Origin of the sequence: Hymenobacter sp. B1770 (assembly GCF_049896385.1) — a bacterium.
GTDB lineage: Bacteria > Bacteroidota > Bacteroidia > Cytophagales > Hymenobacteraceae > Hymenobacter.
This window is the reverse complement of sequence record NZ_JAFCUF010000002.1, coordinates 508899-530282: the sequence shown is the minus strand read 5'-3', so window position 1 is coordinate 530282 and position 21384 is coordinate 508899. Positions and strand designations below refer to the sequence as shown.

Here is a 21384-nt window from a genome sequence, read left to right as displayed (position 1 = left end):
TTGTCGAAGCATCTCTACCGCTTTGTTGCACCGACTAGGTTAGTTGCGCGGTAGAGATGCTTCGACAAGCTCAGCATGACGTTCTGTTTTGAAGCATTTATGCGCAGTTGTCCTTAAACATCATAAAATGTGTTTATAGGCGAATGATGTGCCTACCCAATAGTTCCTGAAACGCCGCCAGAAATAGCCCCACGTGGTAGCCATCGGCCAGGCCGTGATGAACATTGATGGACACGGGCATCAGCGTAGCCCCGCCCTCTACATAGGTTTGGCCCACCGAAATTTTGGGGCAGCTGTCGGGATGGCTGAAGCTGCGGGCGTGGCTCAGACCGGTGAAGCGCACCCACGGCACCGCCGAGAAGTGAATCACGTCGGGCCGGCTGGTGGTCTCATTTAGTCGTAAGCCCTTGCTGGCCTGCACGGCCGCGATTTCAGCATTGGCAGTGGGCAGGAAGTCCGCCAATTCGTCGTGGTGCTCGATAAAGGAAAACGCAAACGTGTGGTCGGGCCGGCCAATGGTGGCCGAGGCGTGAATGCGGTCGTAGCAGTACACCTGGCCATCGTCGATGCGGTAGCGGAAGGCTTCTACTTGGTTCACCGCCTGCAAAGCCGCGTGCAGGTAATACAGGAAAAACGGTATGCCCAGCCGCTTGGCTTCAGCCAGAGCGTGGGTGCAGTCAACGGTGGCTACCAGGCCGAAAAATGGCTCTTCAAATGCGGAGAAGAAAGCGAAATGCTCGCGCCGGTTCCAGCTGGCCAGGTCAATAAGGTGCTTCATGGGCCGGCAAAGGTCGGGCATTTCTGCTGTGGTAGCAGTTTTGGCGCCTGAACAAATGGTGGCAGCAAAGCGGGGTGTGAGTTGGCATTGCTAAACCAAACATGGGCGGGCGCTGATTCGCACTATTTGAACCCACTAGTATGTATTGCCCCGCAAGCGTGGCCGGTGGAGCGCCACTTCGGGCGGTTGTCAGCAGGCGATTTTGCTCTTGTCTCTACCGTCGCGGCCTGCTATTATTTACCTCGACGCCCGATACCTTTAGTCCACCAACCTGCTATCCATTCCGCCCATGAAACAACTTCTACTCGTGCTGCTGCTGGTGAGCCTGACCATTCAGGCCCAAAGCCAGGAACGCAAGCGCGCCCGCGAGTACGGCATCCGCATTGGCGTGCTGCCAACCGGGCCGCTCAATGCCATTACCGACGTGGCCGGCGTCCGCGTGGGCCACACTACCCTGATACAAGGCGATGCCGTACGAACCGGCGTCACGGCCATTGTGCCGCACCCGGGCAACGTGTTTCAGCAGAAAGTGCCCGCCGCAGTCTACGTTGGCAACGGCTTTGGCAAGCTGGCAGGCAGCACGCAGGTCCAGGAGCTTGGCGTGCTGGAAACGCCTATTGTGCTGACCAATACCCTCGGCGTGGGCACGGCCCTAAACGCCGTGGTGGAGTACGTGCTGCGCCAACCCGGCAACGAAACGGTGCAATCGGTGAATGCCCTCGTGGGGGAGACCAACGACGGGGCCCTCAACGACATTCGTGGCCGGCACGTGACGGCGCCGCACGTCCTGGCCGCCATTGAGCAAGCCCAGGCCGGGCCGGTTGCCGAGGGCAACGTCGGGGCCGGCACGGGCACGGTGTGCTTTGGTTTCAAGGGCGGCATCGGCACGGCGTCGCGTGTGGTGCCGGCCGCGCTGGGCGGCTACACCGTGGGCGTGTTGGTGCAAACAAATTTTGGCGGCGTGCTGCAGATAAATGGGGCCCCGGTCGGCCAGGCGTTGAAGCAGTTTTACCTGAGCCAGCAGCTGCGCGACCCCGCCGACGGCTCCTGTATGATTGTGGTGGCCACCGATGCCCCCCTCGAGGCCCGCAACCTGGAGCGCCTGGCCAAACGCGCCATGCTGGGCCTGGCCAAAACGGGCGGCATTGTTGCCAACGGCAGCGGCGATTACGTCGTTGCTTTCTCGACCCACCCCGGCGGGCGCGTGCCCTATGGGCCGACGGCCATGACTCAAACGACCACCACGCTGACCAACGAGGCGTTGTCGCCGCTGTTTCTGGCTGTGATAGAAGCCACGGAGGAAGCCATCATCAATTCCCTGTTTCGAGCCGAAACCATGCAGGGCAAGCAGCGCATCGAAGCTCTGCCCCTGGACAAAGTGCTCAAGATTTTAAAGCAACACCATGCCCGCTAACCCGCCGCTCTACGCCTACATACACGGCCAATTCACGCCCCTCGACCAGGCGTTTCTGCACATCAGCGACCTAGCCATTCAGCGTGGCTATGGAGTGTTCGATTTTTTTAAGGTTCACGCCGGAGAGCCCCTGTTTCTCAACGCCTACCTCGACCGCTTCTACCGTTCGGCGCAGCTGCTGGAGCTGGCAGTGCCCTTGGAGCGGGCGGCATTGGCGGGTGTGATTGAGCAGCTGATTCAACGCAACAACCTGCCCTTGTCCGGTATCAAGATGGTCCTGACCGGCGGCTACTCAGCCAACGGCTACGAGCCGGGCGTGCCCAACCTGCTGCTGACCGAGCAGCCGCTGGCGCTGCCCACGCCGGAGCAAGTCGCAACGGGCATCAAGCTCATCACCCACGACTACGTGCGTGAAGTCCCACCAGCCAAAACCATCAACTACGCCACAGGCATCCGACTGCTAAAGCAGATTAAAGCGAAGGGCGCCGACGACGTGCTCTACCACCACCAAGGCGTGGTAACAGAGGCACCGCGGGCCAATTTTTTCATTGTGAAGCACGACAACACGGTCCTCACGCCCGACACTGACGTGCTGGCAGGCATCACGCGCCACAACCTATTGGCCCTGTCCGCGCCGCCCTTTCGCATAGCCGAAGGCCGGGTTACCCTCGCCGAAATGTACCAGGCCAAAGAAGCCTTCCTGACCAGCACCACCAAGCGCGTGCTGCCGGTGGTGCAGATTGACGACTTCGTCCTAGGCACAGGCCGGCCCGGGCCCGTAACCCTAGCCCTCCTGCAGGCGCTGTTGGACCTGGAGGCACAGGAGCAGGGGTAAGGGGCTGCCGAGCGCCGGTTGGTTTAACTTGATGGTAAATCAAAGACATCGGCCGCCCTCACCGCCGCTGCCGAAGCTTCGCGTGCCTCAGTGCCGCGCCCAAATACCCCATGCGCCCGCCCCAGTGCTCTTGGCGCCTCTCGAAGCCGCTGAGGAAGCTTAGTGTATCATCTGTAAGGCGGTGTGCAGGTATTACAGCAAAAACGGTACCCCGAGTCGCTTGGCTTCGTCTAGAGCGCGGGTGCAGTCAATGGTGGCAACTAGACCCAAAAAGGCCCCTCAAACGCGAAGAAGAAGGCAAAATGCTCGCGCTGGTTCCAGTTGGTTAGGTCAATCAAGTGCTTCATGGGCCTGCAGACGATTCTTTTTCTAGACCACGAAGTCCCATTGATGCCTAAGTAGTTAAGAGTAAAGTTCAACAAGCTAACAATGGCTGTTGTTTTGCTATGTGATATACAAAACTATTTAGAGGAGGTAAGGCATAGGGATTAGTGAATTAGGACGTCACACCTCATTTGACTAAATAGTGATACTATTATAAACATACTTCTGTTAGATTTGACGGTGCTAAATACATTTCAAAATCTACCAGCCTTTTCATGCAAACATTGCAAGTTCATCAAATAGAGAATCTGCCAGACCTAATGTCTTTCGTCAGTAGTTCTCTTGATAGTGCAAAGCCAAACTTTCTGTGGTTTAGAGGCACCGCCCGGGCTAGTTTTAAACTTTTGCCTACGCTTTATCGCCATCCTGGTAAATCTGGAAGTGAAGATTTTTTTGAACTGGAGGAACAAATAATGACGAGGTTTAGTCAGCAGTCCATACCTTTTCAGACACGGGAGCTTACAGGCGACTGGGAGCCACTGTTTTATATGCAGCATTTTGGGGTTCCAACCCGTTTGTTAGACTGGACTGAAAATCCCCTTGTTGCCTTGTTTTTTGCCCTTACTGGGGCAATAGCTGATAATAATCCTGAGGATGCTGTAGTTTGGGTTGTTAATCCAGTTATGTGGAATAAACACCTTATGACACAAATGAGAGGAGATAGAATATTCTCTCCCGGTGAGGAGGCTTTAAAGGGCTTTGTGCCACATACACCAACTACTCCCTTCCGAAAAGCTGACCGTAATACTATCCCGGTTTTTATGAATGGTACTTATAATAGTCCGAGAATCGTAGCTCAGAGGGGAGGTTTTAGTATTTTCGGTACTGACGTCATAGCTATGGAGGATGTATTTGTTAATAATGTTGCTTTACCAAATGACTGCTTAGTGAAGCTAGTAATTCCTCTTGCATGTGTAGAAGCATTGCTCATTTCTATTACAAGTCTAGGTATAACAGATTCCGTAATCTACCCAGATATGGAGGGTTTAGGAAAAGAGACAAAACGTTACTTCGGCTTTAATAAATAGTTTTATGCAACAAATACTTCAAGTTCGCGAATTTCCGGCTCGTACTCTTAGGTGGTGGTATGATGAACAAGATAATATAGATTTTAATCCTTCCTATCAAAGGAAAGGAGGCGTATGGTACCCTTCACAAAAAGCTTTTTTGATTGATACTATTCTCAATGGCTTTGACGTACCCAAGATTTACTTAGCAGATTTTACTTACAGGGATACATCTCTTAACATTAGAAAAAAGCCATATGCAGTAATTGATGGTAAGCAGCGATTTGAGGCTATATTTGGGTTCTTTAATGACGAATACCCTTTGTCTTCCAATTTTACTTTTTTAGAAGATTCTGGTATTAATATTAGCGGATTACGTTTTTCAGAATTACTTATTAAACACCCTAGGGTGGCCAGAATATTCGAAAATTCTAGCCTCACTGTCATGAGTGTAATAACGAGTGAGGAGTCTCTTATCAATGAATTGTTCGTTCGCTTAAATTCAAGCAAACCCCTAACGGGAGCAGAAGTAAGGAGTGCTTTGACCGGTGAAGTGCCAGAATTAATTAAATCCATAGCTTCTCATGTTTTCTTTACTGATTGTGTGTCCTTTGCTGATAATAGAAAGCAGGACGAGAATTTAGCCGCAAAATTATTGCTGCTAGAGTTCCGGGGTAAATTCACTGATACAAAAAAGCGTCATCTTGATAATTTAGTGAAGGAGCACGCTCAAACCTCTTCCAATGGAATAATACCTGAAGGAATTACAGAGCAGCTAGTTTTAGATGCATTTTTAGCCGAAACTCCAACTTTAGAAAAGGCGACCAATAGAATCAAATCTGTTTTAACAGATATGCATTTTGCATTTCAACACAAAGACCCTCTTTTGAAATCTGAGGGACCTATTCCATTATACTATTGGCTAGCGCGTAATTCTACAACAACGCCAATTACATACTTGAGAAACTTTCTTGAATATTTTCAAGATATTAGACTAAAATTCAAAACTCGAGAAGAGCGTATTGAACTTCGAAATTTGCAAGACCATACACGCCTAATTGATATGGTCGAAATGCTAAGCCAATATGATGTTAGGTCAAGAAGTATAAATGATGCTGGAAGTTTGACCCACATGTATGAGATTCTTTGCTATTGGCAGGCTGCATACCTCAACGGTGCCAGACTTAAAATGCCTGATTGATTATATTATTCCTAATGTAAAACGAAGCGGGTGGCCATATTATGGCCGCCCGCTTCGTTTTACATTTAGTCGACACCCCTACATATTCCGCCGGTACTGCCCGCCGAACTCTAACAGCGCATTCGTAGTCTGACTAAGACAGCAGTATTTCACCGTTCCTATCGGCTCGGCGAAGAGGTTGCCGTTAGCCACGTCTACTTGCTGGAGATGCTTAAGCTGCGCCGGGGCTCATTTGGCGTTGCCAATGTCGTTTCAGTTCCAGGTAGCTTAGTTGGAGAAGATTTTCATCCAGGCTGAGACATTATCATTTGGCCAATTTGAAGAAGCAGCGAACTTACTCCAGCAACATTTGATGCTAGCTCAGATAACTGTTTGAATGAGAATTTGGGCTTTCTACCCGCATTGAGAGCACTCTCTACTTCTTCTAGACACTCGTTTATTTCTTGTTTTTGTGTTTCGTCAACGTTAACATCTTCAGCAACGAGCTTCCTGAACTCATTGATTTTATGTTTCAATTCACCTTGAAAGTTATTCTGAACACTAACACCTGTTGAAGCTGAAACAATGTTAGCCTGTGGGCTATTTGAAATCGTTAAATTATATGTATTCATAATAAGTGGTGTCCCTTTATATGAGTACGAGTCCTCTTCGCAATATTCAATGCCATAGCTATTGAGTATTGCCATAACACCCGCCCCTATGTAATGACACTCAACTAAATTGTCGTTTTCGAGCCTTTTAGCGAGTATATAAAGTTCATCTCTCGAAACTAAAGGAACCCCAGAATTCTCGCAAATGGTTTTTAGAAACTGAGGCTGCCCTGTTACCCTTAGTTCATACAGCGTTTGAAGGATTAAATCTAACTTTTCAGATTGCTTCATTATTCAAGAGCTGTATTATAGAACAAATAACGGGCATAAGCGTCCTGTAAAGGATGCATATGCCCGTTATTACTAAGTAAGTTACATATTCCGCCGGTACTGCCCGCCGACCTCAAACAGCGCGTTCGTAATTTGCCCGAGCGAGCAGTATTTCACCGTTTCCATCAGCTCGGCAAACAGGTTGCCGTTGGCAACTGCCACTTGCTGGAGCTGCTTGAGGCGCGCCGGGGCCTGGTAGGCGTTGCGCTGGTGTAGCAGGGTGAGCATGTCGATTTGGTACTGCTTTTCCTCCTCCGTGGCCCGGATGACTTCGGCCGGCACCACCGTGGGCGAGCCCTTCGACGAAAGGAAGGTATTTACCCCGATGATGGGGTACTCGCCGGTGTGCTTCAGCATCTCGTAGTGCATGCTTTCCTCCTGGATTTTGCCGCGCTGGTACATGGTTTCCATGGCCCCGAGCACGCCGCCGCGCTCCGTGATGCGGTCGAATTCGAGCAGCACCGCCTCTTCCACCAGGTCGGTCAGCTCCTCGATGATGAAGGAGCCTTGCAGCGGGTTTTCGTTCTTGGCCAGGCCCAACTCACGGTTGATGATGAGCTGAATGGCCATGGCGCGGCGCACCGATTCCTCAGTGGGCGTGGTGATGGCCTCGTCGTAGGCGTTGGTGTGCAGCGAGTTGCAGTTGTCGTAGATGGCGTACAGCGCCTGCAACGTGGTGCGGATGTCGTTGAAGTCGATTTCCTGGGCGTGCAGGCTGCGGCCCGAGGTCTGGATGTGGTACTTCAGCATCTGGCTGCGGGCGTCGGCGCCGTACTTCAGCTTCATGGCCTTGGCCCAGATGCGGCGGGCCACCCGCCCAATCACGGCATACTCCGGGTCGATGCCGTTGGAGAAGAAGAAGCTCAGGTTCGGCGCGAAGTCGTTCACGCTCATGCCGCGGCTCACGTAGTACTCCACGAACGTAAAGCCGTTGCTCAGCGTCAGGGCCAGTTGGGTAATGGGGTTGGCGCCCGCCTCGGCAATGTGGTAGCCGGAAATGGACACGGAGTAGAAATTCCGCACCTTCTGCTGGATGAAGTATTCCTGCACGTCGCCCATCAGGCGCAGGGCAAACTCGGTGCTGAAAATGCAGGTATTCTGGGCCTGGTCTTCCTTCAGAATGTCGGCCTGCACGGTGCCGCGCACCTGCGTCAGGGTCTTGGCTTTGATGGTCTCGTACACGTTGGCCGGCAGCACTTGGTCGCCGGTCACGCCGAGCAGCATCAGGCCGAGGCCGTCGTTGCCGTCGGGCAATTCGCCCTGGTAGCGGGGGCGAGTGAGGCTTTTCTCGGCGTAAATCTGGTCGATTTTGGCGTCAACTTCTGCTTCCAGCCCGTTTTCCTTGATGTACAGCTCACACTGCTGGTCGATGGCGGCGTTCATGAAAAATGCGGCCAGATGCGCGGCCGGGCCGTTGATGGTCATCGATACCGACGTGCTGGGGTTGGCCAGGTTGAAGCCTGAGTAGAGCTTCTTGGCATCGTCGAGGCAAGCGATGCTCACGCCAGCGTTGCCGATTTTACCGTAGATATCGGGCCGCAAATCTGGGTCTTCGCCGTAGAGCGTCACCGAGTCGAAGGCCGTGCTCAGGCGCTTGGCGGGTAGGCCCATGCTCACGTAGTGGAAGCGGCGGTTGGTGCGCTCCGGTCCGCCCTCACCGGCAAACATGCGGGTGGGGTCTTCGCCCTCGCGCTTGAAGGGGAACACGCCGGCCGTGTAGGGAAATTCGCCGGGGAAGTTCTCCTGCATGGCCCAGCGCAGGCGGTCGCCCCAGCCGGTGTAGCGCGGCGTAGCCACCTTCGGAATCATGTTGCCCGAGAGCGACTTGCTGTGCGTCTGCACCCGGATTTCCTTGCCACGCACCGAGTACACGTACTCCGGGTTGCGGTAGTTCTGCAGGGTGCTTTCCCAGTTTTCCAGAATGGCCTGGCTGTCGGCGTCGAGGCGGCGGAGCTGGGTTTGCTTGTTCTTGCTGAACTCCTCCACCGTGCTGTCGCCGTCTTTTTTCTCGGCGCGGTAGTGCTCTTCCAGCTTGGCAAACGCGCCGGCTATTTCCGCAATCAGGGCCTGTTCGCGCACGCGCTGGTCGTAGGCGCGGTTGGTTTCGGCAATCTCGGAGAGGTAGCGGGTGCGGTGCGGCGGGATGATGTAAATCTTCTCCGAATCCTCCACCGTGGTTTCGAGGCTGGAGGCGAAGGTGGCGCCGGTTTTGGTTTCCAGCATCTTCAGCACGGCCCGGTAAAGGCGGTTCATGCCGGGGTCGTTGAACTGCGAGGCAATGGTGCCGAACACGGGCATTTCGTCCGTGGGCTGGTCCCACAGCCCATGGTTGCGCTGGTACTGCTTGCGCACGTCGCGCAGGGCGTCGAGGGCGCCGCGCTTGTCGAATTTGTTGAGGGCAATGACGTCGGCGAAATCGAGCATGTCGATTTTCTCCAGCTGCGTGGCCGCACCGTACTCAGGCGTCATCACATACAGGCTGGCGTCGGAGTGTTCAATGATTTCGGTATCGGACTGGCCGATGCCGGAAGTTTCCAGAATAATCAGGTCGTAGTTGGCAGCCTTCACCACGTCCACGGCGTCCTGCACATACTTGCTCAAAGCCAGGTTGCTTTGGCGCGTGGCCAGGCTGCGCATGTACACCCGCGGCGAGTTGATGGAGTTCATCCGAATCCGGTCGCCGAGCAGGGCGCCACCCGTCTTCCGCTTGCTGGGGTCCACGGAGATTATGGCAATGGTCTTATCCGGGAAGTCCATCAAAAAGCGCCGCACCAGCTCATCCACCAGCGACGATTTGCCCGCGCCGCCCGTGCCCGTGATGCCGAGAATGGGAGCGGAGTGCTTCGACCTCAACTCCTGATTCTGGTTTGCCTCACTCTGCTGAAACTCCTGTACCAACTGGTCTTTCACCCGCTCAAACTCCTCGGGGAAGTTCTCCGCTGCTGAAATCAGACGGCCAATGCTGCGGGCATCCTTCTCCTTCACGTGACCAACTTCGCCGTTCAGATTCTGGCCCGTTGGGAAGTCGGCATGCTCCAGCAGGTTGTTAATCATGCCTTGCAGACCCATGGCGCGGCCATCATCCGGCGAGTAGATGCGCGTGATGCCGTACCCCATCAGCTCTTCAATTTCTGTGGGCAGAATCACGCCGCCGCCGCCACCGAAGATTTTGATGTGGCCAGCGCCGCGCTCCTTCAGCAGGTCGTACATATACTTGAAGTACTCGTTGTGCCCGCCCTGGTAGCTGGTGATGGCAATGGCCTGGGCATCTTCCTGAATGGCGCAATCCACGATTTCCTGCACCGAGCGGTTGTGGCCGAGGTGAATAACCTCGGCGCCGCTGCTCTGAATGATGCGGCGCATGATGTTAATAGCCGCGTCGTGGCCGTCGAACAGCGCGGCAGCAGTTACAATACGAACGTGATTCTTGGGTTTGTAGGGCGCAACAGGAGCTTGCATGAGCAGGGGAGTAGCGGGTGGGAATTTGACGGGGTGAAGGTACGAAAGAAGCCCCGGCGCGTTGGCACCGGGGCTTTTCTCAACAAACAGGTCCGCATGCCTAGTAGGCTAAGAGCCTATCTGAACAGGCAAAAAGGCCGTCATGCTGAGCTTGTCGAAGCATCTCTACCTCGGAAGTAGTCAACGATGTACAACAAAGCGGTAGAAATGCTTCGACAAGCTCAGCATGACGTTCTTTAAGAGTAGCCGCTAAACAGCTACTTCTGCTTTCGCCTTCGGCTTCACGTTGGGAATCATGTTGTGCGGGTTAATTACAAACTTCTTCGCCACGCCGCTGTCAAATTCGGCATAGCCTTCGGGAGCCTGGTCAAGGGTAATGATTTCCACGTTCACGGCTTTGGCAATTTGTACTTTGTCGTACAAAATGGCTTGCATAAGCTGGCGGTTGTAGCTCATCACGGGCGTCTGGCCGGTATGGAAGGAGTGGCTCTTGGCCCAGCCCAGCCCAAAACGGATGGAGAGGTTGCCTTTCTGTGCCGATTCATCTTTGGAACCCGGGTCATCGGTCACGTAGAGGCCCGGGATACCAATGGACCCACCCGCTCGGGTGATTTCCATGAGGGAATTCAGCACCGCTGCGGGCACTTCCTTCTTGGAGTCAGTGCCGTGGCCGCTGGCCTCAAAGCCCACGCAGTCGACCGCGCAGTCAATTTCGGGCACGCCCAGAATCTGCGTGATTTGTTCAGTGAGCGTAGCGTCGAGGGTAAGGTCCACCGTCTCGCAGCCGAACGACCGGGCGTGCGCCAAGCGGGCCTTGTTCATGTCGCCCACAATCACCACGGCCGCGCCCAGCAGCTGCGCCGAAGCTGCGGCAGCCAGGCCAACCGGCCCAGCACCAGCTACATACACCGTGGTGCCGGGGCCCACACCTGCCTTCACAGCGCCGTGAAACCCGGTTGGAAAAATGTCGCTCAGCATGGTCAGGTCGCGGATTTTCTCCATGGCCTGGTCCTTGTTCGGAAACTTGAGCAGGTTGAAATCGGCGTAGGGCACCATCACGTATTCGGCCTGGCCCCCGACCCAGCCGCCCATGTCGACATAACCGTAGGCGCCACCGGCGCGGCCTTCGTTTACGGTCAGGCAAATGCCGGTTTTCATTTCCTTGCAGGTGCGGCAACGGCCGCAGGCCACATTGAAGGGCACGGAAACCAAATCGCCTTTTTTGAGAAACTCCACGTCTTCGCCGGTTTCAATCACTTCGCCCGTGATTTCGTGACCCAGCACCAGCCCGGCGGGCGCCGTGGTCCGCCCGCGCACCATGTGCTGGTCAGAGCCGCAGATGTTGGTTGAAACGACCTTCAGAATAACTCCGTGAGTAATTTTCTTGCCTTTGGGGTTTTTCAGTTCGGGAAAATCAATGCTTTGAACCTCGACTTTGCCGGGGCCCAGATACACTACTCCTCTGTTGTCTGCCATGATGCTGGGGTTTTGATAGTAACGAGATATAAAAACCATCGTCATGCCGGGCGAGACCAGCATGACGATGCTATTACCAGTTAAAAAAAGGCTTACTTGCCTTCGATGGCCTGGACGCCGGCTTCTGCCACGGCGTGGTCATCTTCCACGGTGCTGCCCGAAACGCCGATGGCACCCATCACCAGGCCGCCATCGCCCTTGATGGGAATGCCGCCGGGGAAGGTGATAAGGCCGCCGTTGGAGTGCTCGATGCCGAAGAGCGAACCGCCGGGCTGCGACAATCCACCAATGGCGCCCGTGGGCATGTCGAAAAAGCGAGCCGTCTTGGCTTTCTTGATGGAGATGTCGAGCGAACCGAGCCAGGCATCGTCCATGCGGATGAAGGCCACCAGGTTGGCACCTGCGTCCACCACGGCAATATTCATCTTGACGTTCATTTCGACGGCTTTCTGGTGGGCTGCCTCCAGGGCTGTCTGCGCTTGTGCTAGGGTAATTCCCATGGTTTTCTAAGGGTTTAGGAGAAAAGGTCTCCTAACACAACGGTGTAGCGGCCGTCGGGTTTACTCCTTGCCCATGTTTGATACAATACTTCCCAACATTGCGACGATACTACAATCGCCGCCGCGCACCTCAACCGGCTCTACCCGGCGTAGCCAAACGTGACCGGCGGGCTCAGGGCCAGGCGCCAGGCCACTGCCAGCAAAACGGCAAGGCCCACCAGTCCCCATGATACGTGCGTTGGCAAAGGCCGACGAACGGTGTCGGAGAAGGTCTCATTAAGGCAGCCTAAAGCCATTGGGGCCACCAGCAATCCCATCATGAACAAATGCAGCAACTCTTGCAGGGAGAAGTAAGGCAGCTTGGTGAGCGTGATGAAAAGGCCACCCAACACCCACGGCACCATCAGGGTGAAAACCACCATAAAGCGGCGATTGGCATAGCGCATCACGGTGCGCGAATCGTGCGCCTGCAGAAAAGCAATGGACCCAAAGTAGCCCGCTGCCAGCTGCACCAAGCCAAATAGTATGCCCACCAGTGCATTCACCACGTTGCCCATCCGAAACAGCCAATCGGGCACATACCAGAAGCCAGACTGGGTGAACGTGTCAGCCAGCATGGCGCCGAACACGGCATTGCAGCTATGAAAAGCTATCCACAGCATCAAGAGCTTCAGCTGGCCGCGGTGGGCCCGCTGGCGCTTCCAAAACCATAGGAACGCCACTATGCCGAGCAGCAAGCACACTAGTGGGCCTATGCCGTAAACCGCAATAATGGCCAGTGGCCACCATTCGCTGTCGACCATGGTATACACAATGCGGCTGGGGTCCCAGTTGCCGCGCAGGTTATAGGCATGCGAGAGGCCCACTTTAGCCAGTTGGTGCACACCCCACACCACGTAGTAAGCCAACACGTAGAGCGCCGTGCCATTCAGCGCCGAGATTAGAAATTTATGCCTATCGGTTTCGAGAGTAGCGGAGGGGAGAGTAGCGGTTTCCGGTTGCATAGGCGGCTGAGATAAAATCGCGCTCAAATAGGATAAATAGCAAAACTAAGCACCTTATTCTTATAAAACCAGTTGAGCCATAAGGCAGCCAAATGCTGCCCGGCTGGCTTTTGCGCCCTGCAGTTCGTACCTTCGCGGACTGAAAAACTGCCCTCTGTGAAGAATATTCGTAACTTTTGCATCATTGCCCACATCGACCACGGTAAGAGCACCTTGGCCGACCGTCTGTTGGAGTTTACCAGCACCGTGGCCAAGCGCGACATGCAGGCCCAGCTGCTCGACAACATGGACTTGGAGCGCGAGCGCGGCATCACCATTAAGAGCCATGCCATTCAGATGCAGTATCCCTACAAAGGGGAGATATACACGCTCAATCTGATTGACACGCCCGGCCACGTCGACTTCAGCTACGAAGTAAGCCGCAGCATCGCGGCCTGCGAAGGCGCCCTGCTCATCGTGGACGCTTCACAGGGCATCGAAGCCCAAACGATTTCCAACCTCTACCTCGCCATCGGGGCCGACCTGGAAATTATTCCGGTCCTGAACAAAATCGACCTCCCACACGCCATGCCGGAGGAGGTGACCGACGAAATCGTGGACCTGATAGGCTGCAAGCCCGATGATATTCTGCACGCCTCGGGTAAAACCGGCATCGGAATCGAAGCCATACTCAACGCCATCTGCGACCGGATTCCGGCTCCTAAAGGCGACCCGGAAGCTCCGCTTCAGGCCCTGATTTTTGACTCCGTCTTCAATTCCTACCGCGGTATTGAAGTCCTGTTCCGCATCAAGAACGGTACCATGCGCAAAGGCGACAAGGTAAAGTTCATGGCGACGGGCAAGGAGTACGGCGCCGACGAAATCGGTATCCTTGGCCTCAACCAGGAGCCCCGTACCGAAATGCAAGCCGGCAATGTAGGCTACCTAATCTCGGGCATCAAGGAAGCGCGCGAGGTGAAAGTAGGCGACACCATCACCCACGTGAGCCGCCCCACACCGGAAGCCATTCAGGGCTTTGCCGATGTGAAACCGATGGTATTTGCCGGCATTTACCCCGTCGAGACCACTGAATACGAAGAGCTGCGCTCCAGCATGGAAAAGCTGCAGCTCAACGACGCCTCCTTGGTGTGGGAGCCCGAAACGTCGGTAGCCCTGGGCTTCGGCTTCCGTTGCGGTTTTCTAGGCATGCTGCACATGGAAATCGTGCAGGAGCGCCTGGAGCGTGAGTTCAACATGACGGTTATCACGACGGTGCCCAGCGTGCAGTTCCACGCCATTGGCACCAAGGACCAGATGCTGACCATTAACGCGCCATCTGAGATGCCCGAGCCGAACCTCATCAAACTGATTGAGGAGCCGTTTATCAAAGCACAGATTATTACGGCTTCGGAGTACGTGGGCCCTATTATTACGCTGTGCATGGACAAGCGCGGCATCATTAAAGGCCAATCCTACCTCACTTCGGAGCGGGTAGAAATGACCTTTGAGTTGCCGCTGTCCGAGATTGTATTTGACTTTTTCGATAAGCTCAAAACCATCAGCCGCGGCTACGCTTCGCTGGACTACGAACTAATTGGCTTCCGCGAGGCCGACATGGTGAAGCTGGACGTGATGCTGAATGGTGAGAAGGTGGATGCCCTCTCTGCCATCGTGCACCGTTCCAAGAGCTACGAGTGGGGCAAGCGCCTCTGCGAAAAGCTGCGCGAGCTGCTGCCCCGGCAGATGTTCGATATTGCCATTCAGGCCTCGATTGGTCAGAAAATTATTGCCCGCGAAACGGTTAAGGCACTGCGCAAAAACGTAATTGCCAAGTGCTACGGCGGCGACATCAGCCGAAAGCGCAAGCTGCTTGAAAAGCAGAAAGAAGGCAAGAAACGGATGCGTTCCGTGGGCTCAGTCGAAATCCCGCAAGAAGCCTTCCTGGCAGTTTTGAAAATCGATTAAATAAAAGACGCGGCTCCTCAAGGGCCGCGTTTTTTTTGTCTAATATGTCATCCAAGCCCCACCTCTTGGCCGTCGCAGCGTAGCCTTTACAAAGCCCTGTGCTGACTTAAAAATAAAGCAGTCAACATTAATTACTCCTATGAGCCCAACCACCACCCCTAACCTCATCGACGGTAAGCAAACCGCCGAAGACATCAAAGCCGAAATTGCCATTTCCGTAGCCGAAATCAAGGCAGCCGGTGAAAAGTTGCCGCACCTGGCGGCCATCCTTGTCGGGCACGACGGTGGCTCCGAAACCTATGTGCGCAACAAAGTGCTGGCTTGTGAGCGGGTGGGGTTCAATTCCACATTATTGCGTTACGAAGACGACATTACCGAAGCCGATCTGCTGGCCAAGGTTGATGAGCTCAACCGTGACCCGGATATAGACGGCTTCATTGTGCAGCTGCCCCTGCCAGCGCACATCAACCCGGAGAAGGTCATTGAAGCCATTCGGCCGGAGAAGGACGTCGATGGCTTCCACCCCATGAACATCGGGCGGATGGTGGCCGGCCTGCCGGCATTGCTGCCTGCTACGCCCTCGGGCATTGTCGAGCTGCTGAGCCGCCAAGGCATCAAGACCAGCGGCAAGCACTGCGTAGTCATCGGGCGTTCTAATATTGTTGGTACTCCTGTTAGTATATTATTAGCGAAGAACTTAGATACGGCTAATTGTACTGTTACTTTATGTCATTCGCGCACTCAGAACCTGGCCGAAATCTGCCGGACAGCCGACATTGTAGTAGCTGCCATTGGGCGCCCTGAGTTTGTGACTGCTGATATGGTTAGGCCCGGTGCCGTAGTCATTGACGTAGGTACCACCCGCGTAGCTGATGCCACCAAGAAGAGCGGCTATACGCTCAAAGGCGATGTGAACTTTGCTGAGGTAGCCCCACTTGCCTCCGCGATTACGCCCGTGCCCGGCGGTGTGGGGCCCATGACCATTGCCATGCTTTTGCTCAATACCCTACGCGCTGCGAAGGGTGAAATATACCCTAAAGCATAAGGTTGATTTTATAAATATTTGGTTAACCTATACCAAAGCCGTACTTTTAAAGTTCGGCATAGGGAACGGTGTGTTCCTGTCCCAACGTTCAGAAAGCCTAGCTTTCGGACGCATTACGTTATGATTCCAGTGACTTTACTTTCTTCAGAATTAGTTGTACCAAACGGTGCCGTCTTGGCCCCAGCTACCGGCACTATGCTCCCCGTGATGGAGCAGTTCTATACCATTCAGGGCGAAGGGTACAACACCGGCCGCGCGGCTTACTTTATCCGGTTGGGCGGCTGCGATGTAGGCTGCGTGTGGTGCGACGTAAAGGAGTCGTGGGATGCGGATGCACACCCTCGGCAGTCCATTAAGCAGCTAGTAGACGCCGTGCTTGCTTATCCTGGCCGCGACGTGGTTATTACCGGGGGCGAGCCCCTCATGCACAATTGCGGCCCGCTCACTGCGGCCCTGCAAGCCGCAGGCTGCCGCACCTGGCTCGAAACGTCGGGCGCGCATCCCCTGTCGGGGACCTGGGACTGGATTTGTCTGTCTCCCAAAAAATTCAAGGCTCCCTTGCCCGAAGTGCTGGCTGCTGCCCACGAGTTGAAGGTGGTGGTGTTTAATGGCCACGATTTTGCATGGGCAGAGGAGCATGCGGCGCAGGTTCCGGCCACTACGCGGCTGTATCTGCAGCCGGAATGGAGCCGGGCTGCGCGCATGACGCCCGAGTTGGTGGAGTACGTGAAGCAGCACCCGCGCTGGCAGGTGTCGCTGCAGACTCACAAATATCTTGACATCCCGTAGCTTATCCTATGCGTGGTATTTCAGTGTTGGGGGCCCTGCGCCTCGGAACGATGTTTCTGTTGTGGCTGGCCACGGCGGGCCCGGCTTGGTGCCAGCTTCCCGTGAAGGTTCAGACACCTACCAACACCAAAGCCCGCAACCTGCTCGAAAAAGCACAGCAGCAAACCAAAGACCGGGACTTTATCAAGGCCATTGAAACGCTGAACCAGCTCACGGAGAAGTTTCCCTCGTTTGGGGAGGCTTTCCTGATGAAAGGCTCGTTGCTTAAGGCTATTGGCAACAATCGCGGCGCCCTGGCTGCCTACCGCGACGGCTTGAGTAAGGTGCCCGCCGACGCTTCTCACGCCTCAGAATATCAGCTGCTTGGTGACTTGGCCCTGAGCTATGGTGAATACCAAACGGCACTGGATGCTTACAAGCAGCTCATGAAGGTGGCGCCCAGAGCGCAGAAAAACCTAGCCAAATCGGAGCGACAGCTGCGCACCTGTGAGTTTGCCCTGGAGGCCATCAAAAACCCCGTGGGCGAGGCGCCGGTGCCCTTGCCGTCGCCATTGAACAGCTTTAAATTTCAGTATTTTCCGGCCCTAACCGCTGACAACCGCTTCCTGTTGTTTACCGGGCGGCCAGCGGCCAGTAGCGGCGAAGACCTGTTTGTGAGTCGCCAGAACAAGGACGGCTCCTTCGGAGCGCCCGTACCCATTTCGCCGGCCATCAACACTAGCTACAACGAGGGCGCGGGCACCATTTCCGGCGATGGCAAAACCCTGGTGTTTGCTTCCTGCGACCGCCCCAAAGCCATTGGCAACTGCGACCTGTACATCTCGCGCCGCACCGGCAACAATTGGAGCGCCCCCGTAAACCTGGGCACCAACGTCAACTCCACGGAGTGGGACTCGCAGCCTTCGCTTTCGGCCGATGGCCGCACCTTGTACTTCACCTCCACCCGCCGCGGTGGCCAAGGCCAGGAAGACATTTACATTACTACGCTACAGCCCGATGGGAGCTGGAGCGCCGCCCAGAACCTGGGCACACCCGTGAACACCGCGGGCAAAGACATGGCACCATTCATTCATGCCAGCGGTACCACGCTGTACTATGTTACCGACGGCCTGGTGGGCATGGGGGGGCTAGACGTGTTTCGGTGCGAGCGAACTCCGGCTGGCAAATGGAGTGCCCCCAGCAATCTAGGGTATCCGCTTAATACCTTCGAAAACGAAGCATCGCTGTTCATTACTTCTGATAATCTGAAGGGTTTTTGCTCCCGTAGCCGGGTCACGGATGAGCCCGCCGCGGGTTCGCGCCTAATCCGCGAACGGCCGGTGGAGCTGTTCAGCTTCGTGGTGCCGCCCGCGGTTAAAGCCCGCGAAACCAGCACCTACACCCAGGGACGGGTGTTCGACGCCACCACCAAGAAGCCTCTCAAAGCGGAACTTAAGCTCTACGACATCGATACCGATGTGCTGACTCAGTTCGTGACGTCGGACCCTGAGTACGGCGACTACACTGTGGTGCTGAACGAAGGCCATCATTACGCCATGTACGCCTCGGCCGATAAGTACTTGCTCAAAAGCCTCAACTTCGACTATTCCGACCGCCATACGTTCGACCCGCTCACCCTCGATATTTACCTGGAGCCAGTGCGCTCGGGGCGCAGCGTAGTGCTAAACAACCTTTTTTTTGACACCAATAAGTACGACCTCAAGCCAAACTCCCGCACGGAGCTCAACCGTCTGATTGAGTTTTTGCGCCAGTACAAAGACGTCCAGATTCAGGTGTCGGGCTACACCGACAACGTGGGCACGCCAGAAGCCAATCTGCAGCTTTCCGAAAAGCGTGCCGAGGCGGTGGTGTCCTACCTCTCGAGCCATGGCATTCCGCCCGCCCGCCTTCGGTCCAAGGGCTATGGTGACCGCAACCCACTGGCGGCAAACGACACCGAAGCACATCGCCAGCTGAACCGCCGCATCGAGCTTCGCATTCTTTAAGCACGGCACCAGCTCCAGCCACAACCCCTTGAGGTATCACATCCTCTTGGCCCGTGCACATATTACCCGGAGCACCGGTTTCGAACCACGTCCTATCTTTTCAGCGCACTTTTCAAGCTTATGCAGCTACTGAGTAGTAGCGCAAGCTTGGGTAGCACATGTCGGTCGCTCTATAATAAGGATGAAAGACGTCCCACCTGAACAACCAAGCTCGCGCTAGTATCAGCCGAAAAGGGAACCGCTGATGGCGCTTCGTCAGCACCTCTTATTTGAAATAGCCGGTGCCAGCAAACTCCAACTGCTTAAAGAGGGCCCACTCTGATGCGATGAGCAGATTCGGCTGTCCTTCTGAGGCACCTTCTTCTTAGTTCAGCCAAATAAAGTGAGTCTTTTAAGGGGTTACACAGAAAAACCGCAAAAGTGATACAGAGAAAAAATCGGGGTCTGAGGCGATTTTACTTAAAGTACTACTTTAGGTAAGTGAAAATTTAGTAGGACTTTGCCTGTAAATAAATATGGCTCACCCATTGGTGGGCTTTTTTTTTGCCTATTAAGTTGGTTTTTTTAATCCACCTAAATAGGTAATAATGAAAACTTTGTGAGTTACAGGACAAATTGCTTGATTAAAAAAATGATAAAAAAAGTATTTTTCGTTCAAAACAAAATTGTGCTTACGTTTGGTCCAGTCAATCATAAACCACTTCACACTTTCACTCATCTTTTCACAAACAAACCCCATACCCATGAAAAATTTGTTCTTGGCCACTTGTATTGCTGCAGGCGTTAGCATCTCCCCAGTCGCCAACGCAGCAGGTCCTGGCGATGGCTCTTATTCACAAGCGATGATGAGCCGCGCCACTACGCTTACCCGGGCACTGGCCGACCGCATCCACTTCAATGAGGCGCAATACCTCGCGGTAAAGCAACTCCACCTCAACATGCTCACCGAGCGCCGCGACCTAGAGATTCTTCTTAATGGTGCAAGCGCTGAAGAGCGTGACACTCAACTGGCCTGGGCACAGCAGCGCTACGAAAGCGACCTGATGTACCTGCTCAAGCCTGAGCAGCTGGTGGCTTACCAATCCTTACGTACCAACTTTACCGCGCACCGCCTGAAGTAGTAGTAGTAGGGGAGGGAGCCTTTCCCACTTACCCAGCCGGACACGAAAAAGCCCGCTCCATAGAGCGGGCTTTTTGTTTATTGTTGGTTTCTAGTTGTTAGTTGTCCGTTCAGTGAAAAAACTAACAACGAAAACCTAGGCGCGCTCGGCGATGGGCGTGTAGTCGCGCTCCAACTCGCCGGTGTAAATCTGGCGGGGACGGCCGATGGGCTCTTTGTTTTCGCGCATTTCCTTCCACTGGGCAATCCAGCCGGGCAGGCGGCCTAGGGCAAACATCACCGTGAACATCTCGGTGGGGATGCCCAAGGCTTTGTATATGATGCCGGAGTAGAAGTCCACGTTCGGGTACAGCTTACGGTCGATGAAGTACTGGTCGGTGAGAGCCGCTTGCTCCAGTTCCTGCGCTATTTTCAACAGGGGGCTGTCCTGCAGGCCTAGGGCTTGCAGCACTTCGTCGGCTGCCTTCTTGATGATGGTAGCGCGGGGGTCGAAGTTCTTGTATACGCGGTGGCCAAAACCCATGAGGCGGAACGAGTCGTTCTTGTCTTTGGCCTTATCAATCCACTTGCTGGTGTCGCCGCCGTCGGCCTCAATGGCTTCCAGCATCTCAACCACCTCCTGGTTGGCACCGCCGTGCAGGGGGCCCCACAGGGCATTGATGCCGGCCGATACCGAGCCGTAGAGGCTGGCGTTGGCCGAGCCCACCAGGCGCACCGTGCTGGTCGAGCAGTTTTGCTCGTGGTCAGCGTGCAGGATGAGGAGCTTGTTGAGGGCGCTTACTACGATGGGGTTGATTTCATACTTCTCGGTGGGGAAGCTGAACATCATGTAGAGGAAGTTGGCGCAATAGTCGAGGTCGTTGCGTGGGTAGATGAGCGGGTGGCCCACCGAGTTTTTGTAGCTCCAGGCAGCAATGGTCGAAATCTTAGCCATCAGACGCACGATGTTCAGGTCGAGCTCTTCTTTGCTGATTTCAGGCGCGATGCTTTTGGGATAGAAGGCCGTGAGCGAACAAATCAGCGATGACAAGATGCCCATGGGGTGAGCCGATGACGGGAAACCATCAAGAATCTTGCGGATGTCCTCATGTATGAGGGTGTGCTGGGTGATGCGATGCTGGAAGTTGTCAAACTCCTCTTTCGTGGGCAGGGCACCGTAAATCAGCAGGAAAGCCACTTCGAGAAAGCTCGACTTTTCAGCCAACTGCTCAATGGGGTAGCCACGGTAGCGAAGGATGCCTTCTTCGCCATCGAGGAAGGTGATGGCGCTTTTGGTAGCACCGGTGTTCTTGTAGCCCGAGTCGAGGGTGACGTAGCCGGTTTGGTCGCGGAGCTTGCCGATATCAAACGCTTTTTCGTGTTCGGTGCCTTCAATGACGGGCAAGCTAATAGATTTGCCGTCGAGGATAAGTTCAGCAGTTTCTGCCATGGGCGGGAGGAGTATGAGAGGGAATGGAATGCGAAACTAAGGCATAAGCCCTAAGCCGGGAAATATTTACGCCCTTCGGCGTGCAATCATTACA

16 protein-coding genes are annotated in these 21384 nt (G+C 54.7%); 9 read left to right on the top strand and 7 right to left on the bottom strand.

The genetic code is table 11. From position 1 onward, the window contains the following. Positions 1-133: 133 nt before the first annotated feature. Entirely contained in the window at positions 134-778 is a 645-nt protein-coding gene (locus ACP7AJ_RS06185) for a CatA-like O-acetyltransferase (protein ID WP_426059321.1), read from the bottom strand. A gap of 289 nt (positions 779-1067) precedes the next feature. Between ACP7AJ_RS06185 and ACP7AJ_RS06180 the strand changes: the two genes are divergently transcribed. The 4 genes from ACP7AJ_RS06180 to ACP7AJ_RS06165 all read left to right on the top strand — a co-directional run bounded on the left by ACP7AJ_RS06180 (position 1068) and on the right by ACP7AJ_RS06165 (position 5619). Further along, positions 1068-2192 carry a P1 family peptidase gene (locus ACP7AJ_RS06180; protein ID WP_426059320.1) on the top strand — a complete coding sequence of 375 codons (1125 nt, stop codon included), beginning with the start codon at positions 1068-1070 and terminating at the stop codon, positions 2190-2192. After that, positions 2182-3027 (top strand): aminotransferase class IV, encoded by an 846-nt coding sequence (locus ACP7AJ_RS06175; protein ID WP_426059319.1) that lies wholly within the window; start codon positions 2182-2184, stop codon positions 3025-3027. Before ACP7AJ_RS06180 ends, ACP7AJ_RS06175 begins: the two co-directional genes overlap by 11 nt. Before the next feature lie 599 nt (positions 3028-3626). After that, complete coding sequence (locus tag ACP7AJ_RS06170) at positions 3627-4439, top strand: FRG domain-containing protein (protein ID WP_426059318.1); 813 nt, start codon at positions 3627-3629, stop codon at positions 4437-4439. Between the two features lie 4 nt (positions 4440-4443). Next, positions 4444-5619 (top strand): DUF262 domain-containing protein, encoded by a 1176-nt coding sequence (locus ACP7AJ_RS06165; protein ID WP_426059317.1) that lies wholly within the window; start codon positions 4444-4446, stop codon positions 5617-5619. Between the two features lie 284 nt (positions 5620-5903). On the opposite strand, the gene ACP7AJ_RS06160 is transcribed toward ACP7AJ_RS06165, so the two are convergent. From ACP7AJ_RS06160 to ACP7AJ_RS06140, 5 genes are all read right to left on the bottom strand, one after another. Beyond that, positions 5904-6500 carry a hypothetical protein gene (locus ACP7AJ_RS06160; protein WP_426059316.1) on the bottom strand — a complete coding sequence of 199 codons (597 nt, stop codon included), beginning with the start codon at positions 6498-6500 and terminating at the stop codon, positions 5904-5906. An 81-nt stretch (positions 6501-6581) separates the two neighbouring features. Beyond that, the gene (locus ACP7AJ_RS06155; RefSeq protein WP_426059315.1) at positions 6582-9998 is read right to left on the bottom strand and encodes a methylmalonyl-CoA mutase family protein; all 3417 of its coding nucleotides are present in this window, start codon (positions 9996-9998) and stop codon (positions 6582-6584) included. A gap of 249 nt (positions 9999-10247) precedes the next feature. Further along, positions 10248-11474 carry a formaldehyde dehydrogenase, glutathione-independent gene (gene fdhA, locus ACP7AJ_RS06150; RefSeq protein WP_426059314.1) on the bottom strand — a complete coding sequence of 409 codons (1227 nt, stop codon included), beginning with the start codon at positions 11472-11474 and terminating at the stop codon, positions 10248-10250. A 92-nt stretch (positions 11475-11566) separates the two neighbouring features. Next, positions 11567-11974 (bottom strand): GlcG/HbpS family heme-binding protein, encoded by a 408-nt coding sequence (locus ACP7AJ_RS06145; RefSeq protein WP_426059313.1) that lies wholly within the window; start codon positions 11972-11974, stop codon positions 11567-11569. Between the two features lie 140 nt (positions 11975-12114). Continuing rightward, the gene (locus ACP7AJ_RS06140) at positions 12115-12978 is read right to left on the bottom strand and encodes a hypothetical protein (protein ID WP_426059312.1); all 864 of its coding nucleotides are present in this window, start codon (positions 12976-12978) and stop codon (positions 12115-12117) included. 156 nt (positions 12979-13134) lie between these two features. Here ACP7AJ_RS06140 and lepA point away from each other — a divergent pair, with 156 nt between their 5' ends. From lepA to ACP7AJ_RS06115, 5 genes are all read left to right on the top strand, one after another. Beyond that, positions 13135-14922, top strand: a complete 1788-nt coding sequence (gene lepA, locus ACP7AJ_RS06135; protein WP_426059311.1) for a translation elongation factor 4 — start codon at positions 13135-13137, stop codon at positions 14920-14922. A 139-nt stretch (positions 14923-15061) separates the two neighbouring features. Further along, positions 15062-15967: a bifunctional 5,10-methylenetetrahydrofolate dehydrogenase/5,10-methenyltetrahydrofolate cyclohydrolase gene (locus ACP7AJ_RS06130; protein WP_426059310.1), complete on the top strand. Its 906-nt coding sequence runs from the start codon at positions 15062-15064 to the stop codon at positions 15965-15967. 207 nt (positions 15968-16174) lie between these two features. Further along, a complete protein-coding gene (locus tag ACP7AJ_RS06125) occupies positions 16175-16756 on the top strand; it encodes a 7-carboxy-7-deazaguanine synthase QueE (RefSeq protein ID WP_426059458.1) in 582 nt (193 codons plus the stop codon). 8 nt (positions 16757-16764) lie between these two features. Continuing rightward, positions 16765-18741 carry an OmpA family protein gene (locus ACP7AJ_RS06120; protein WP_426059309.1) on the top strand — a complete coding sequence of 659 codons (1977 nt, stop codon included), beginning with the start codon at positions 16765-16767 and terminating at the stop codon, positions 18739-18741. A 743-nt stretch (positions 18742-19484) separates the two neighbouring features. After that, positions 19485-19862, top strand: coding sequence for a hypothetical protein (locus tag ACP7AJ_RS06115; protein ID WP_426059308.1), 378 nt, complete (start codon positions 19485-19487; stop codon positions 19860-19862). A 135-nt stretch (positions 19863-19997) separates the two neighbouring features. Here the strand turns inward: ACP7AJ_RS06115 and ACP7AJ_RS06110 are convergent, their stop codons facing one another. Then, on the bottom strand, positions 19998-21290 hold the full coding sequence (locus ACP7AJ_RS06110; RefSeq protein ID WP_426059307.1) for a citrate synthase: 1293 nt from the start codon (positions 21288-21290) through the stop codon (positions 19998-20000). Positions 21291-21384: the final 94 nt, after the last annotated feature.

What these genes read in the sequence shown, in the direction of transcription:
- ACP7AJ_RS06155 (WP_426059315.1), bottom strand. Translation starts at nt 9,998, where the DNA reads ATGCAAGCTCCTGTTGCGCCCTACAAACCCAAGAATCACGTTCGTATT.
- fdhA (WP_426059314.1), bottom strand. Translation starts at nt 11,474, where the DNA reads ATGGCAGACAACAGAGGAGTAGTGTATCTGGGCCCCGGCAAAGTCGAG.
- ACP7AJ_RS06160 (WP_426059316.1), bottom strand. Translation starts at nt 6,500, where the DNA reads ATGAAGCAATCTGAAAAGTTAGATTTAATCCTTCAAACGCTGTATGAA.
- ACP7AJ_RS06115 (WP_426059308.1), top strand. Translation starts at nt 19,485, where the DNA reads ATGAAAAATTTGTTCTTGGCCACTTGTATTGCTGCAGGCGTTAGCATC.
- ACP7AJ_RS06140 (WP_426059312.1), bottom strand. Translation starts at nt 12,978, where the DNA reads ATGCAACCGGAAACCGCTACTCTCCCCTCCGCTACTCTCGAAACCGAT.
- ACP7AJ_RS06145 (WP_426059313.1), bottom strand. Translation starts at nt 11,974, where the DNA reads ATGGGAATTACCCTAGCACAAGCGCAGACAGCCCTGGAGGCAGCCCAC.
- ACP7AJ_RS06170 (WP_426059318.1), top strand. Translation starts at nt 3,627, where the DNA reads ATGCAAACATTGCAAGTTCATCAAATAGAGAATCTGCCAGACCTAATG.
- ACP7AJ_RS06180 (WP_426059320.1), top strand. Translation starts at nt 1,068, where the DNA reads ATGAAACAACTTCTACTCGTGCTGCTGCTGGTGAGCCTGACCATTCAG.
- ACP7AJ_RS06120 (WP_426059309.1), top strand. Translation starts at nt 16,765, where the DNA reads ATGCGTGGTATTTCAGTGTTGGGGGCCCTGCGCCTCGGAACGATGTTT.
- ACP7AJ_RS06110 (WP_426059307.1), bottom strand. Translation starts at nt 21,290, where the DNA reads ATGGCAGAAACTGCTGAACTTATCCTCGACGGCAAATCTATTAGCTTG.
- ACP7AJ_RS06175 (WP_426059319.1), top strand. Translation starts at nt 2,182, where the DNA reads ATGCCCGCTAACCCGCCGCTCTACGCCTACATACACGGCCAATTCACG.
- ACP7AJ_RS06125 (WP_426059458.1), top strand. Translation starts at nt 16,175, where the DNA reads ATGGAGCAGTTCTATACCATTCAGGGCGAAGGGTACAACACCGGCCGC.
- ACP7AJ_RS06130 (WP_426059310.1), top strand. Translation starts at nt 15,062, where the DNA reads ATGAGCCCAACCACCACCCCTAACCTCATCGACGGTAAGCAAACCGCC.
- ACP7AJ_RS06185 (WP_426059321.1), bottom strand. Translation starts at nt 778, where the DNA reads ATGAAGCACCTTATTGACCTGGCCAGCTGGAACCGGCGCGAGCATTTC.
- ACP7AJ_RS06165 (WP_426059317.1), top strand. Translation starts at nt 4,444, where the DNA reads ATGCAACAAATACTTCAAGTTCGCGAATTTCCGGCTCGTACTCTTAGG.